23 protein-coding genes are annotated in these 14,692 nt (G+C 40.7%); 1 reads left to right on the top strand and 22 read right to left on the bottom strand.

Annotated elements, in window-relative coordinates; all coding sequences use genetic code 11:
- Positions 1 to 17: 17 nt before the first annotated feature.
- The 6 genes from L9Q39_RS06540 to L9Q39_RS06515 all read right to left on the bottom strand — a co-directional run bounded on the left by L9Q39_RS06540 (position 18) and on the right by L9Q39_RS06515 (position 4,446).
- Positions 18 to 557 (bottom strand): DUF3332 family protein, encoded by a 540-nt coding sequence (locus L9Q39_RS06540; protein ID WP_237484293.1) that lies wholly within the window; start codon positions 555 to 557, stop codon positions 18 to 20.
- A gap of 290 nt (positions 558 to 847) precedes the next feature.
- Positions 848 to 1,678 (bottom strand): hypothetical protein, encoded by an 831-nt coding sequence (locus tag L9Q39_RS06535; protein WP_237484292.1) that lies wholly within the window; start codon positions 1,676 to 1,678, stop codon positions 848 to 850.
- 459 nt (positions 1,679 to 2,137) lie between these two features.
- Positions 2,138 to 2,512 carry an MmcQ/YjbR family DNA-binding protein gene (locus L9Q39_RS06530; RefSeq protein WP_237484291.1) on the bottom strand — a complete coding sequence of 125 codons (375 nt, stop codon included), beginning with the start codon at positions 2,510 to 2,512 and terminating at the stop codon, positions 2,138 to 2,140.
- 130 nt (positions 2,513 to 2,642) lie between these two features.
- Positions 2,643 to 2,993 carry a TIGR04076 family protein gene (locus L9Q39_RS06525; protein WP_237484290.1) on the bottom strand — a complete coding sequence of 117 codons (351 nt, stop codon included), beginning with the start codon at positions 2,991 to 2,993 and terminating at the stop codon, positions 2,643 to 2,645.
- Between the two features lie 225 nt (positions 2,994 to 3,218).
- Positions 3,219 to 3,812 (bottom strand): class I SAM-dependent methyltransferase, encoded by a 594-nt coding sequence (locus L9Q39_RS06520; protein WP_237484289.1) that lies wholly within the window; start codon positions 3,810 to 3,812, stop codon positions 3,219 to 3,221.
- A 91-nt stretch (positions 3,813 to 3,903) separates the two neighbouring features.
- Complete coding sequence (locus L9Q39_RS06515; RefSeq protein ID WP_237484288.1) at positions 3,904 to 4,446, bottom strand: GNAT family N-acetyltransferase; 543 nt, start codon at positions 4,444 to 4,446, stop codon at positions 3,904 to 3,906.
- Between the two features lie 243 nt (positions 4,447 to 4,689).
- Between L9Q39_RS06515 and L9Q39_RS06510 the strand changes: the two genes are divergently transcribed.
- The gene (locus tag L9Q39_RS06510; RefSeq protein ID WP_237484287.1) at positions 4,690 to 4,929 is read left to right on the top strand and encodes an RNA recognition motif domain-containing protein; all 240 of its coding nucleotides are present in this window, start codon (positions 4,690 to 4,692) and stop codon (positions 4,927 to 4,929) included.
- A gap of 84 nt (positions 4,930 to 5,013) precedes the next feature.
- Here L9Q39_RS06510 and L9Q39_RS06505 read toward each other — a convergent pair whose 3' ends face one another.
- From L9Q39_RS06505 to L9Q39_RS06430, 16 genes are all read right to left on the bottom strand, one after another.
- Entirely contained in the window at positions 5,014 to 5,445 is a 432-nt protein-coding gene (locus L9Q39_RS06505) for a DUF2000 domain-containing protein (protein ID WP_237484286.1), read from the bottom strand.
- A 31-nt stretch (positions 5,446 to 5,476) separates the two neighbouring features.
- Complete coding sequence (locus tag L9Q39_RS06500; RefSeq protein WP_237484285.1) at positions 5,477 to 6,010, bottom strand: shikimate kinase; 534 nt, start codon at positions 6,008 to 6,010, stop codon at positions 5,477 to 5,479.
- Positions 6,011 to 6,199: 189 nt separating this feature from the next.
- On the bottom strand, positions 6,200 to 6,697 hold the full coding sequence (locus L9Q39_RS06495; RefSeq protein WP_237484284.1) for a GNAT family N-acetyltransferase: 498 nt from the start codon (positions 6,695 to 6,697) through the stop codon (positions 6,200 to 6,202).
- A gap of 97 nt (positions 6,698 to 6,794) precedes the next feature.
- Positions 6,795 to 7,328: an SMI1/KNR4 family protein gene (locus tag L9Q39_RS06490; protein ID WP_237484283.1), complete on the bottom strand. Its 534-nt coding sequence runs from the start codon at positions 7,326 to 7,328 to the stop codon at positions 6,795 to 6,797.
- A gap of 114 nt (positions 7,329 to 7,442) precedes the next feature.
- Positions 7,443 to 7,970 (bottom strand): SMI1/KNR4 family protein, encoded by a 528-nt coding sequence (locus L9Q39_RS06485; RefSeq protein ID WP_237484282.1) that lies wholly within the window; start codon positions 7,968 to 7,970, stop codon positions 7,443 to 7,445.
- A gap of 71 nt (positions 7,971 to 8,041) precedes the next feature.
- Complete coding sequence (locus L9Q39_RS06480; RefSeq protein ID WP_237484281.1) at positions 8,042 to 8,533, bottom strand: DUF2569 domain-containing protein; 492 nt, start codon at positions 8,531 to 8,533, stop codon at positions 8,042 to 8,044.
- Positions 8,534 to 9,128: 595 nt separating this feature from the next.
- Complete coding sequence (locus L9Q39_RS06475; protein ID WP_237484280.1) at positions 9,129 to 9,704, bottom strand: NAD(P)H-dependent oxidoreductase; 576 nt, start codon at positions 9,702 to 9,704, stop codon at positions 9,129 to 9,131.
- 43 nt (positions 9,705 to 9,747) lie between these two features.
- Complete coding sequence (locus tag L9Q39_RS06470) at positions 9,748 to 10,107, bottom strand: MerR family transcriptional regulator (RefSeq protein WP_237484279.1); 360 nt, start codon at positions 10,105 to 10,107, stop codon at positions 9,748 to 9,750.
- Between the two features lie 103 nt (positions 10,108 to 10,210).
- Positions 10,211 to 10,768: a GNAT family N-acetyltransferase gene (locus L9Q39_RS06465; RefSeq protein WP_237484278.1), complete on the bottom strand. Its 558-nt coding sequence runs from the start codon at positions 10,766 to 10,768 to the stop codon at positions 10,211 to 10,213.
- A gap of 9 nt (positions 10,769 to 10,777) precedes the next feature.
- Positions 10,778 to 11,251, bottom strand: a complete 474-nt coding sequence (locus L9Q39_RS06460; RefSeq protein ID WP_237484277.1) for a GNAT family N-acetyltransferase — start codon at positions 11,249 to 11,251, stop codon at positions 10,778 to 10,780.
- Between the two features lie 56 nt (positions 11,252 to 11,307).
- Complete coding sequence (locus L9Q39_RS06455; protein WP_237484276.1) at positions 11,308 to 12,078, bottom strand: SDR family oxidoreductase; 771 nt, start codon at positions 12,076 to 12,078, stop codon at positions 11,308 to 11,310.
- The gene (locus tag L9Q39_RS06450) at positions 12,075 to 12,551 is read right to left on the bottom strand and encodes a GNAT family N-acetyltransferase (RefSeq protein ID WP_237484275.1); all 477 of its coding nucleotides are present in this window, start codon (positions 12,549 to 12,551) and stop codon (positions 12,075 to 12,077) included. Before L9Q39_RS06450 ends, L9Q39_RS06455 begins: the two co-directional genes overlap by 4 nt.
- Before the next feature lie 75 nt (positions 12,552 to 12,626).
- The gene (locus L9Q39_RS06445) at positions 12,627 to 12,857 is read right to left on the bottom strand and encodes a hypothetical protein (RefSeq protein WP_237484274.1); all 231 of its coding nucleotides are present in this window, start codon (positions 12,855 to 12,857) and stop codon (positions 12,627 to 12,629) included.
- A 178-nt stretch (positions 12,858 to 13,035) separates the two neighbouring features.
- Positions 13,036 to 13,503 carry a 2TM domain-containing protein gene (locus L9Q39_RS06440; RefSeq protein WP_237484273.1) on the bottom strand — a complete coding sequence of 156 codons (468 nt, stop codon included), beginning with the start codon at positions 13,501 to 13,503 and terminating at the stop codon, positions 13,036 to 13,038.
- Positions 13,504 to 13,634: 131 nt separating this feature from the next.
- Entirely contained in the window at positions 13,635 to 14,174 is a 540-nt protein-coding gene (locus L9Q39_RS06435; protein WP_237484272.1) for a nucleotidyltransferase family protein, read from the bottom strand.
- A 25-nt stretch (positions 14,175 to 14,199) separates the two neighbouring features.
- The gene (locus tag L9Q39_RS06430; protein ID WP_237484271.1) at positions 14,200 to 14,508 is read right to left on the bottom strand and encodes a hypothetical protein; all 309 of its coding nucleotides are present in this window, start codon (positions 14,506 to 14,508) and stop codon (positions 14,200 to 14,202) included.
- Positions 14,509 to 14,692 lie beyond the last annotated feature (184 nt).

Here is a 14,692-nt window from a genome sequence, read left to right as displayed (position 1 = left end):
AAAAACAAAAATTACCGCTATGCTCGCTTAGTTGCGTGCGCTGCTAACTCTGTCATCGAAGTCTGTGCGACCCACTCACCATTGAGATAATAGCTGACCGATTCACCATCACGGATGCCTGTTAATGTCGCTGTTTCACCATTGGTGTAGGTAATCTCCATCTCAACCGTATTGTCATCAATTTTCTGCATCTCACCACGTTCAATCTCACGATAGTTTGTTAGCGGAGCAATCGGGGCTGTTGTCAGCGACTTATCAACTTGGTCATTAATATCAATCAGCGTATCCATCTTCTTATCAAAGATATGTGATTGACCATTCAAAGGGTTGCGACCCGTCCAGAACTCGAGCGAGTTAAACACGATATAATCAACAGAAATCGCCAAACCATAAACAGGCGCCATCAACATGTTTAAACCGCCACGCGCATAACGGTTATCCACCGCTTTTAAGTTAGCGCCCATCACGTAACCCGTTACGGCATTACTACCTACACAACCAGAAAGTGATACTGCTAACGCAGTCATAACACCCATCTTAGCCATCGCCTTGTTCATTCAAGCCTCTATATATATCGAGCTACATTAAAATTCGGCGCGGATAGTAGCGGATAAACACAGACTCGGGAAGCTAGGGAATTGTCAAATGCACGTCAAATTTAACGGCGGAACAATAGTGCATTGTATGGAAATGTTTCTGGTCATGGAAACCGCTTATGTTTATTGGTCAAGCAACCATCAAGAGCTGACCATTTAATGCTACAACTGTACTAATATCGCTCTGTGACGCGACTTCATTACCCATACTTTGTTAGCAGCGCTTGGTTACCTGTGTTGTTGCGATTGTTTTAGCCTTGCGAGTGACTGTAGTCGTAAATATATTGCGGCAGCAAAATAAGAGTGTAAAAGCCCCATATAACTAAGACGACGTGCAGCACATCATTTTCTGAAAACCATCGACCCTTTTGCCACAACTTCTCGGTTAATCCAGCTTTATCGTATCGGTCATAACCCCACCATGATAAAAAAATCAACGCCCAAGAACCCAGCATCACCAAGTCCATAACATTGCCATCCATCAAATATCGTCCAAGGTTTAATAAACAAAACATCACAAAACTGGGCAAGGAGACCAGGATCATCAATTCAAAGGTAATCAGTGATTTGTTTGGTTTAACAGCACCATATAACGTAGACAGGGTATAAAGTATAGACAAGATGATTGAGTACCAAATCAGTGCCTCTCGAAATAGACCGCTGGTACATGAATAAGCGACGGCAATCGTCATTGCGTTCATACTGACTTGCTGGAAAATTAAATAAATCACTTCCCACCATGTTGTCCATGAACAGGTTTCGCGCCGCGCACACTTGAGTTCATAGCCCAAAGCTTGGTAACTGGTGCCAGCAATTAACGCACCCACACCCCAAAGGATCAGAGAAATCCCCCACCAATACCGAGAAATCTGACCCTCTTGATTCCACAAAAAATGAGCGCCCGCGATGGTAACAAGTACCCCTAGAAAGTAGACCCAAAATGTCGACCAGGGCTGATTGAGCATAAACTTAACGCCACCCAGCGTTATTCGTTTACCGGGCTGTTTGTCAAACCAATTTTCTTTGGTTAGCACTTCATGTTTGATTGAGTGGACTCTCTCAAAGATGCCTTGGGTTTTCATGGAAATTCCTTTTTGCCATTTTTGATAATATACGTCTTATCAATACCTAGACTGCGATACACCTAGATTGCGATACCGATAAAACGGTGTCAAAGGTTACTCACTAAAGGAACGTATCATAAAAATAATTGAGATAACTATCTATAGCTAAATGACCTCAAGCTATAGCCAAATTACCTCAAGAGGCATTTAGTCCAAGTGATCGGGGGTATTCAAGTAGGTTCCGCAAAGGGTGCATTTATAGTCTCCTGTCGGCGCTTTAGAGATAAATTCAGCTAGGGTTCTCAACAAAAATCCTTTAATCCAAGGGGACTGTTCGGTTTGAGTGCCGAACATTGTATATTTATGTAGAGTGAGTTTATTACAATTGCAGCAAAACGCCTTTGTCTGCTCTGTGCCATACATATTCCTAGCCCTCTTGATTACCTTGCTTATAAATGCAAACTTCAGTTATCAATATCAACTCTCCACAAAGTCAACAATCCCCAACTCCATTCGCTTACGTTTACTGAGCCCTAAAGCCACGGTCTTGTAGGACTGAAGCAAATAGTAAGTTAACTCTTCATCCTGAGCGTCACTAGCCGCGAACTGTTGGATCCACTTCATACCTCGAGAGGCAAAATAGGGTGCAGGGCGATAGCCAACATGGCTTTCGAGAAAACAATAGTTCTGATCTGAGGTCTTAAATGTAAACCAAGTCTGGTTATCTTCCCCGACCCCGCCAAGTGCAAACACTTTGCCACCCACTTTCCAAACATGAGCACCGCCCCATTGAACGACATAGGTAGTCGCAGGCAGTGACTGGCAAAAGTGGTTAAATGCTGTGATGTCCATTGCCGATACCTCTCTAACAAAAAAATTGAATAAACGTACTTGATTCTCTGACTATTTTGTACGACTACCGAACAAATTAATTGGTTGTTGTCCAAGATAATTCTTCACTAACCCGTCTGATTTCAATTTATTACATTTCCTTGATAGTTCTTTTATAAAAGTTTTCGTTCCCTAGTTTCGTAGCGGACATTCTGAAAATAACACAACCATCCGGACACACAATTTCTTTCGTCAATCTTGTCTCTCCTCCAATGTTAGTCAAGTCACCGCCGCTTCTGACTGATTCCATAATAGGAAACATCGCCACCATCACTTTGGAGCAGATACCCTGACCTTCACTATTTATGGGGCAACCATAAGTACATTTATATTTATCACCGATTTCTTCGCCATTTCTACAGTATTCTGCTGTTTCACTGCCACGAAGAAAACCGGTGACTTCAATTTCCCACTCAAACTCTTCTTCAAACCACTTCTTCATTTTCCATGCCCTTGTTATATCTTCAAAATACAGCTATTTATTGCATTAATAATTAATCCAATCCATGAGGAACTCATACTATAAACTCTACATTTTGCTAAATATATTCACACGGGGATTATCTATAAACTGGATCTCTGACAAATTATTTTATATTTTAATAATCATTCTGTTTGATTTTGGTTTTCAATATCTGTTAATACCAACCTATCTTAAACGCTTTTATTAACGTTTCACCGCAACGACAGAGTACGTGTGCCAATGCTTCATCCTACCCAACGAAGTTTTTGCTTTTTCGTCACGCTCAAACCACCTAACGATCTCAAAGCCTGCGAATAGATCTATAACCTGTGATTCCGAAAAAGGCGTGGTGGGATTGCGGTAATGTTCAGCCCAACTGTCTTTTTCTCCCATAAAGTCGCCAGCAAACACCCCGCCATTTTCAATGGATGAGTGGATGTTGTTCCAAGTCTCGTCAAATCGGTGTGGGTTAGCAAAGAACAAACTTGAATTAGCAATGACCACACCAGATCTTGGGTAATCAAATGACTCAAATGAAGATTCTGAAATCTCCACCATTGACTTTGAAGCAAACCTGTCTTTGCAAATTGCTATCGCGTCGGGATTGACATCGAAGCCATACACTTGCAAGCCTTGCTGTTCCAGATACTGGATATCACTTCCCGTTCCACAGCCACAGTCTGTCGCAACGTTTAGGTTTGATTCGTTAAGCCGAACAGCCAGTTCAGTGCGTTTTGAATGGGTGCGAGACAGTGCCCTTTGGTAGTACTGACGCCATATTTCCGTGTTTTCATCCATCGTTATCTCATTTTCTGTAAAAGCACATTAACGCTGCATTTAGGCGTGAGGTACAAAATACCGATGCCGCCAAATCGCGGTTTAATGCCTATTATTTGAATTTAGACTCGGAACTGAGTAACGCGTACTGATATTCGTCACCCCAAGCGCCTTTGAAAAAGATATTCTGAATAAAGTGCGCTTCTCTTCGGAAACCCAACTTTTCTAATACAGAATATGAAGCCACATTGTTTGCGTCGGTTGTCGCGACCACTCTGTGCTTACCGAGTTCGCTAAACAAATAAGCCAATAACGCGCTCGCCGCTTCCGTTGCAACGCCTTGACCTTGAAAATCGGGGGCAACCGTAAAACCGAGTTCAACTTGTTCATCATCAATGAAATGAACCGCCAAATCACCGACCAATTCATCACTATCTTGTAACGCTATCGCCAACTGATACCATTGCCCGACAACCGCAAACCTGAAATAGTCTGTACTTTCAAATAGAGCAACCGCATCTTGGTATGTGTAATCACTCCAACTTTGATACTGCGCCACACTCTTTTGTGCTCGGTACTGTGCAAACCGATTTAAGTCCTTGGTTTCAAACGCTCTTAATCGGTAATTATTTGTCTTTAGTTCTGGGCAGTTCATGGTATTCCTTTTTATTTCTCACCACATCATGTTGAGTGGTAAACCGCGTGATGCCGGCGTTATCGCGACCACTTTCATCATGTAATCCAACGCCGAGCGACAAGGTAGGCATAATGACACGCGTTGCTAATCCCTAGTCAAACGCTTGTATGATGCAATACTTTCCAGTTCATCACTATATTTGCTTGGTTTCTTGTAGCTTACCTGCCACACTTAGCACGCATTTTATATTAGGCAATCACTATGAAACTTTTAGTTCGCAATCTTGAGCGTACAACGACTGAACAAGAAATCCGTGTTCTATTCTCGACTCACGGCACCGTCACTGAGTGCAACTTAGTATTAGACCAAGAAACCGGTCTATCGAAAGGCTTCGCATTTGTCGAAATGCCTGACGAAACAGAAGCTAAAACAGCGCTTGAAGCCTTAAACCTTTCAACCGTTGCTAAGAGTAAAATCAGAGTTAAATTCGCTCAAAGCTAACTCACGCAAAGCTAATCACGCATAGAGCCAGTACACACGTGAATACTGGCTCTATGTAAAATCCGTCAAATGACACTCAACACCCTACTTATATAGACTAAATTTTTTCGTAAACTCTCGTAACGTCTCAGTATCACCAAAGACACAGACTCCCAAATACTCCAAATCCGCTTCGTTCGTTGCTTGGGTTCTCAGTTGTTGTTCTGTTGAGCCACCCTCTATCATAGTGCTGGTAAAATCGGTGAATTTGATGCCGAGCCTCAGCGCCTCTTCTCGAACTTTACGCAGCTTGTTTGAGTTATCCGCCTTCAAAACAATAAATGGATAATGCGACAAACTAGGGTGAACATTGCCATCCATATCGACGTAATCTAAGTACTTCGTTTCATCATTAGATAGTTGCTGCGCCAAACCGACACTTAGGTGTCCCAGTACATTCAAGCTACGCCCTAAATCCATTTTTTTACTTAAAACTGCAATGTATCTTTTCTGATTTTCATCGGGTAAATCAAGCATAATGTGTCCTTATATCGACCTTAAGGCGATGCTATGTGCTGAGTTCGGCGATAAATGCTTTTGCCTTTTGGGGGCTAGTTATTCTGACAAAGTCTATATGATGGTACTTAGGATCATTCAGCAATTCTGTATAACGCACTCGATTTTTGTTATACGTTTTCAATGTCCAGAGAACAATAGAGTCTCTGCTAAGAAAGGATTTTTTGAATGATTCAATGTTACCTGTTTTGTCCCACAACTCTTGTTTGGTCGCAATTCGAATTAACGCCCTCTTCACCGCTTGGTATAGCGTTCTTGCAAAAGAGTAGTCCACCCAAACAATAGTATCGACTCTAGCCCATTTTATTTCAGCGGTTCGGTTGTAATTGCCATCAAGCACCCAACACTCGTCATTTAGGCGATCGGTGAGGTTAGCAAAGAACTCTTCATCTGAAGATTCTTGCCAATTGGGTTTCCAGAATATGGCGTCCATTTCTAGGTAGGGATATTGGAGCCTATTGGCAAGCATACGACTGACCGTGCTTTTACCACTTCCACTGGTGCCTATTACGTTGATTCTTTTCATCGCTTAACCGTTACTATTGTCCATCGCCCACCATGTTTTACCAACATACCATTATTTGGTGTTGCTATCTGATTTGGTGCTGCGACCTGCGAAACATTTTGCACTGACTCCGCTTTGACCTTATGTATCGAATCTAGCGCATGGAGAGTTCTTAACGTGTGAGCAAGCACTTATCAATCGTTTTATGTTTCAGAGCAATTTAGACATATAGAATTCATTGACATACTGACCGTCAATTTTTAAAGAATTACGCTTTATCCCCTCAACTTCAAATCCACAAGACAAATAGAGGCGATGCGCTCTGTCATTGTGGCACATCACCGTCAGTTCAAGTCGGGAAAACTCATGTGCCCTAGCCCAAGCTTCGAGACAACTGAGCAGTTGTTTACCATAGCCATGACCAGACATAGCCTGCTTAATCCCCATGACACAATACATCGAGTGGCGATTGCGATTCGCTGTATTTCCGATACCTGCAACATAGCCATGAATTCCCGCATTATCGGAAAGCACTAACATCGATTGAGTATGGCTTGCAGTATATGATTCGAGGATTTTTGTCTGCTGTTCAAGCGTTGTGTCCCTTTCGCCTTGCTCCAGCATCATAAAGCTTGTTTCACTATCGAGTTGATGCATAAGATCCAATATAGACTTCGCATCGTCGATTTGAACCTCTCTGATTTTCATAACAACGTCCTAGTATCACCTGAGAGCTTAATGGTGGATTAGTATGTTTAACAGGCATGCGTCTATCAGCGATCTAGTTGACGACCATACTAAACTTTTACTCGATATAAAAGTTTCTCCAATTCACCAGCCCCATAACAAATGTCTCGAAATTTTCCGCCAAAAAAGTAATTTTATAGTCACAATCTTGATCTACATGGACTACTTGAGGAATACCGTCTCTACCACACTTTCGGTAATCAAGAGCGATCATATCGTGACCTGCAGAAGGGCATTTAGCAAAATAAATGCCTATATCAGGATAACCCCATTCCTTCACCATAAATTGGCTTCCAAATTGCCCACAAAGTGAATTAGATTTTCTATTCCCTATATTTAAAAAACCGGATATTGCTACATGGTCTGGAGCCCAAGATGTTTCTTCTTTACAGGGAAAGCTGTTATTGTTGGGAATGCCGCCATTTTGGCTCTTCATAAAATCAAGATATGCTATTGGTAGTTTATATCCTAGTTCACTCTCAACTTCTTTGATTAACTCATCACTTGGAAAAACATCGACATAGTTTTTTCTTGAATAATCACCATCTTCCCAAAAAGAATTTAAATCAAAATCAATAAAAAATTTACTCATATTATCCACCTTAACATAATATCAATCTAAATACGTCCAAACAATCAATCTGTAATTACAAATTAAACACTATTTTATGACTACGAGTTGCAGTACATTTATTTACCTTGTGTCCTAGTCGAAGTCATCTCTAACAGTCAAACCCATAGCAAACGTCTCAAAGTTTTCAGCTAAAAAGGAAATTTGATATTCATACTCTTGATCAACATGAACTACTTGAGGAATACCATCTCTACTACACTTTCTGTAATCAAGAGCGATCATATCGTGACCTGCAGAAGGACAAGTCGCAAAATAGATTCCTATATCAGGATACCACCATGAATCGATCATAAACTGACTTCCCCCTTCACCGCAAAGTGAAAAAGTCTTTGTTCTTCCAATATTTAAAAAACCGTCTATTGCTATATGATCTTTAGCCCATGAAGTTCTCACTTGACAAGGGAATCTAGTGTTGACAGGGATACCGCCATTTTTATTTCGCATAAGCTCAATGTATGAATCTGGTAGTTTATAACCAAGTTCACTTTCTATTTTCTTAATCTCTTCATCACTTGGTAATGCGTCGACATAAGCCCTCATAGAGTATTCTGAGTCTTCCCAAAAAGAGCTCAGGTCAAAGCTTTCAAAATCTTTTTTCATACTAATCCTGCCTTAACATACAATCTCTAAATTAAGCATCATAACGCCACTTGTAAACCGTTGATGACTGATTATTTTATGAATGTGTTTTTTGCTCTTTTAGAAAAGAAAAGGTACGGAGACCAAACAAATAACCACACTAATCTACGGAATATTTCTTTCGTTGTTTCAGCATCAAACATCTCAATATCTGGCAGCAAAAAAGATATTGCATATGCATCGAGGAAAATAAATAGCATCGAACATAACGCCAATCCAAAGTACCATTTTGGAAAAGACCTTTTTTTAGTAAAGAACAGATAAATCAAGCAAATTCCAATGATAAAAAATAGCGCGTCAGCTACTATTTCGATAATTATGATCGGTGCCCAAAGCGGTGAGTAGAATTCACTCCCCCGTGTAGTAAGTAATTCCCACGTTCCATCGGCGAAAATTGTCGGGTATATTTCACCCACTATGTATAATGTTCTAATTGGTGTAACGATGATACCAATGGCAATTAGAATCAACCAACCACGAATTTTTAATGGCTCTTTTGCATCTGATATATGTGATAATTCCACATTCCAATCCTATAATTACATCTCTGCTCATAAAAAAGTTTATTACATAAACAGTCATCATCTAAGTTGTAAACCCTCAAAAACAAACTATTGCTTAGTACATACCACTTATTATTGACTCACTTACAACAATCATTCGATAGAGTTTTCTCTTAATCAGCCTTCGCCAAAAAGATCGCTTAGATGGCATGAAGATCCGACGCTGGTACTAATTATTTCATGAACGAGTAAGTAGTACTCTCCTTGTTTTTCCTGAACTTTGGCTCTAACGTGAGCCTGAACAAGGCTATTATCGTTCAAATCTGGCAATTGTTCTTTTAACTTATCGTCCTCGAACTTCATGATAAAATCAACGGATTATGAAACCAAATATAGAGATAATGATCCAAAAAAATATCAATAGTTCCAAGAAAGACGCTGGTTTTATAACGTTCGTAAACGTCTTCCACTTTGACTTTGCTTCTTGTGCTTTTTCCAAAACTACTTATCCTTTCGATTTCGCCCCTGTTGAGTTAGTGTCAATGGTTTATTGAAAACTCAACTCTCAGAACCAAGAGTAACGGGCTATTCATTGCTTTTATTCACAACACCTAAACTATTTAATTCGACTTGCTAATTTTGACGCTTTATTAAGCCAAAACGCTCTTGTCTTCGCACTGGAACTGGCTATGGGACCAAAGTACGTGGCGGAACGATTTTTGATCCCTGAAAAGTCTAATATAGTGTTTTTGACATGCTTATAAATGACATTGCCGTTGAAGTACTTGTACCAAAATGGGGGCGTGTCTAATGTGATCATTAGCTCTGAAGTTCGACCTGACAATAGCTTTTCTGGAAAGGATTTTCCTTTTACATATTTGAATGCAAAATTGGGTAGAAATACCCTATCAACCAGTCCCTTAAACTTTGCAGGCAAAGATCCCCACCAAACTGGCGTCACTATGACAATGTGCTCAGCCCAAAGAATGAGCTCTTGGAAACGTAGCAAATCAGGCTCTAATGCTATCGTATCGTCAAAGCCGTGATCCAAGCTGATGGCAAAGCTCATTTCACTAATATGGAGTTGTTTAACCTCATGCTCTAATGCCGCAGATAAAGCATAGCTATTTGCTAAGGATCGACAGAAACTTTCACGCTTTGGGTTTGCATTAATGACCAGGACTTTTTTCATAATAGACGCTCTGTTTGAAGAAAAGTACAGTCTAAAGTCTCACCTATAGGTCAGAGTCAACCCCTTGAATGCAAATATCGATGGATTCCCGATACTGCGCGAGACGATCTCGTTGTATTTCTAACTGTTGAATTTGTATTGCAACATCTTGTTGCTTTTCAATCAGTAAATCTCTCACGGTTTCCCAATTGAAACTGTCATTGCCCTCTTTTAAGTCGGCAACTTCTGATAGTTTAATCCCCAAACTTTGAGCCTCTTTGATCATTTTTATCAGATTGACATTCGTCTCCGTGTACACACGATATTTTCCGGAACGGGAAACTTTGATTAACCCCAAAGATTCATAAAATCTTATTGCTCTCTGTGTGGCACCTGATAATTCGGACGCTTCTTTTATAAACATATCAACCTATGGTATTGTTCAAATAAGCAAACTAACACAATATTGAGCTGAGTAAAATTATTGCCAAATCTTAGATACCGCCCCCAAGAGTAATGAATACTCCCTATTCACTCGGGTATATTTTGGTCCATTCTGCGCGGCTAAGCCCATAAATTGCGTGGTCAACGACGTTGCCGTTTAAGTTTTCAGCTCTTGTTATAATGCCCTCTAGGCTGAATCCCATACGTATACACACACTTCGACTTGGTTGATTGCCAACTGCGGTTGCAATCTGAATCTTTTGCATGCTTAATTCTGAAAACGCAAAATTGATAAGCTTTGAAACGGATTTGCTGATTATGCCTTTGCCCTGATAGTCATCTCGCAACCAGTAGCCAATTTCTACTTTACTCAATTCATGGTCGATACGATTAAAACTGATATTTCCAACCAACTCATCTTGGAAAAATATGGCACACACTAAAGATTTTCCGTCGGCATAATCATGTAGGGAGCGTTTTATGAAGTTAAGGAAAAATTCTTCATTTTCAGCATGAGCGGGCCAAGCAAGCCATTCGCTTAAATACTCACGCTGCTTTGTTACGACTTTTAAATATAAAGGAGCAAACTTGGGCTCAACAAGAGCCAATTCTAAGCCCTTTTCAACTTCCAATGTAAACATCATATCCTCTTAAAAACGGCATGCCACGTTAATATGTTTTTCTAAATACACGCGAACAAAGCCAAATTCCGTATCGGTTTCTTGGTTAACGATAACCCAACCATTCTTCTCATAAAAACGAATTGCTTGAGTATTGGTATTAAACGTTTCCAATTTGAGGACGTTATGCCCAGAACTGACCATACTCGTTTCGATATGAGCTAAAAAGGAACTCCCTAAACCTTTGCGTTGAATATTGGGGCGAATCATCAGGATATGAATGAAATTATCTTTACATACACCGTAGCCGACAATCTCACCTTGTAGTTCTGCGACTAGGCAATGAGAAAGGTTGTTGGCAACTTCCTTATCGGATTCACCCGAAGTAAGATACCCATCCACGGATTCATCCCCGAGAAATGAGCGATAGCATCTGTCGATTGTCTCTCTTGCAAGTAATTGAATTGATGCCAAATCTGCTTCACTTGCTATTCTATATTGCATGATTTTCTCACTGTTAACGTACTGACCCAACGTTGATCATTCGTGACGTTCAAGTTTTACAAGCCACCCGCCAAGTCTAAAAAGTTTCCTGTCGAAAATGAGGATTTGTCTGATGCAAGCCAATAGATAGCTTCAGCCACTTCTTCTGGTTGTCCACCACGCTGTAAGGGGATAATACTTTTCAGTCGTTCAACCCTTTTAGGCTCTCCGCCATCAGCGTGCATTTCTGTATGAATTAAGCCAGGACGCACACAATTTACTCTAATACCTTCCGACGCAACCTCCAATGATAAACCTTTTGTCAGTGTATCAATGGCACCTTTTGACGCGGCATAATCAATGTATTCATTCGGTGAACCAGAACGAGCAGCACCAGATGACACATTGACAATCACACCTCCGTTGCCACCATGACGAGTCGACATTCGCTTAACAGCCTCTCGACTGCATAAGAAATAACTCGTCACATTGTTGGTTAATATAGTATTGATTCTGTCAGCTGTCATATCTTCCAGCCGAGCTTGCTGATGCAAGATACCTGCATTATTTACAACGACAGACACGCGACCTAACTCTCTATCAATACGTTTGAACAGGCGTATAACTTCCTGCTCATCCGAAACATCCGCTTGAGCGGTGATACAATAACTACCATTAGTATTACCGTTAGAATTAGCATTGATTTCTAAAGCGAGCTTCTCTGCGGCAAGAGCATTGGACTTGTAGTTTATGCAAACAGCAAAGCCTTGAGCAGCAAACAACCTAGAGGTAGCAGCGCCGATACCTCGACTGCCTCCTGTAATTAAAACAACCTTTGAGTTTCTCATAAACTATCCCTGTGTGGTGAAGTTGAAGTGTATCCGGTCGTTGTGGCTACAACTTTAAAACCACGCTTTGATACGATAGGCTTGCTCATATCTGAAGCATCTATTGTCAGGTACTTGACGCCTCTTGCTTTCGCCTCTGCAATCCGTTTATTTAGCAGCAAACTATAGTAACCATTGTCTCGACATGATTTGATGGTACTTCCACCCCAGATACCGGCAAATGGGCTATCTCCGTTAAATGTTAGCCAAGCGGACGTTACAGGTTGACCATTCACATACACGACATAGATTGAAACCGAATCTGGAGAGTGTTCCTTAAGCTTCAGTAGGTATTGGTACTGCCAATCGAAATCTCCACCCCAAACTTGTTCCTGAACTCTTATCGCATCACGAATGCCTTTGCTATCCGAGACTTCGGTAATTAGAGATTCATCAAACGATTTATTGGTCGTTTTTAAAAGGTCCAACACCATAAATGACTCGGACTCTTGTTGCTCAAAACCATTAGCCAGTAAAACGTCGCCAATATTGCTTGGCGTATCTGTGCTTTAGGTTTTCCACTCAAAACATAAATTGCGCTTATTAAAGTAATCGAGTTGCTGTTTGACTATTGAAGCTGCAACGCTTTCTCCAAAGTTGAAGAAAGAAATGTAGCTACCGTGGTGTTGCTCAGAGACAAACTTAGTGAGGTTGCTATCAGATACTTTTACACCATTAAACGAGCTAATACGCTTTCGTTCATACTCGTTGTATTGTCGCATTACTTCCACTGTATTCATGATGTCCTCTTATATAACCAATCAATGATTCTCGAACTATCTACTGGTCAACTGTCTATTCGTCAACTGTCCGTTCGCCAATACACAAAGGTCGATTCCTTTCGGAATCGACCTTAAGCATCTTACAATAGTGTTCGGAACTAAATCTCGATTAAAATGCGACTGATTGAAATCATACTTAAAGTTTCCTACCTAGACGTTTTTCTATTTGACGCTTTTCCCATTTAGCACCAAAAAAGTCAAAAACTTCAAAGGCATTTAGCCCGTGGTTTATGATACCAATTCCCCACCCCATTGCTGGCCACCAAGCCCAAATGTAGCTTGGGTCTGTGATAAGGTTTATCGCAAACAATAAAACGATGACCATTGCATATGTCATTAGGTGAGAATAAAACCCTTTAATCGCTCTCACCTGATCAATAACGATTTGCTCTTCGTCGGTAAATTTCACTTCGTTTGTCATTTCTGGCTCCTGCTGAAGTTCTGACACGCTCGTTTCAAAAACAGCGGCAAGAGATTTTAATGATTCAAGGCTCGGCTTTTGACCTCGTTCAATTCGTTGAATTGTACGGATGTTAAGACCACTTAGGTCGGCAAGTTGCTCCTGAGACCAACCCTGTTTCAGTCTGAGTTTTCTGATTATCATTAAACAAATCCTTTATGCTGTATCGACTTTGAAATTATCAATAATGGACAGCGAATTTAACGACACAAATGCGACAACCTTAAGACAGCACTTATATTTCAGATAGTTATGAATAAAAGTAATACCAAATGCTAAGAGTCATTGTTATTGCTGCGTGATAACACAACTCTCAGGGATGGCCACTGAGCTAACCATCCTTTTGAATTTACACGTTTTTCAAATGTATCTCGTGACCTTTTCGGATTGTGTGTGACACAGTAACCGAATAGTGACTCGACCCCAAAAGCAGCAATACACTCATATTGTTCTGGTGCAACTAGACGAATAGCCACTGCCGTTTCTTTTTCTGGCCAATAACTCATCGCGTCCAAAGTGCTGGTATAGGGCGAGTCGCCATTGCGGATATGCATTGCCGCTTGATTACGAACCTGCCAATTTATGTCTGGCATGTTTCGTTTAAGCTGAGACTCATACAGTAGATAGGCATTAGGATCTCGTTCATTAGGGTCAAAATAAATAACGTCAACGTCATTCATTGGAGTGGCGACTTCAAGCCTATGCAAAGCATCCCAAACGATAAAGCATGAGCGATTGCAACCAACATCTAGCGATGTCAATGGTGAACTAAATGCAACGGTCAATTTGAATTCCAAACCCCTTACATTAAACATTATCTATGAGCTGCTTGTCGGTCTGTTACATCTCGATCAAAGTAACACACCAATCACTCCAATCACTTGCATTCAGATAATCTATCACCGCATCTGGGTTTTCTCTAAGCCACCAGTTAAACACTGACTGATATTCCTCTTCCAACAGGCTAAAAGGTTCCCATTCACCCATGAGGCAATCTTGGTCACACGGATCGCTTCCACCTTCAAAAAATTCATTGATAAACTCTACCGGAGGGAAATACTTCTCACCATTTATAAAGCGGAATATACCGTGCATCACTTTCTTATTATCTGACAGTATACGAATTGCGAATTCCGATTTTGCTTTCATGGTGTTCCCCCCATTAGTACTATCACTTCAACAGATGTGAGCAACGCTACGACCAAGCCTCAAACATTTCGGCGTACGTAAATTGAGCCCAGCAAGAGAGTGAACACAATAGCATAATCTTCATTGAGTTAGATGCAACCTTGTGTTTCATCTAGCTCACCATTTGATAACAATCATCCTGGCG

The sequence above is a fragment of the Vibrio hippocampi genome, assembly GCF_921292975.1.
GTDB lineage: Bacteria > Pseudomonadota > Gammaproteobacteria > Enterobacterales > Vibrionaceae > Vibrio > Vibrio hippocampi.
Note: the sequence above shows the minus strand (reverse complement) of the source record. Positions and strands in the feature narration are given on the sequence as shown.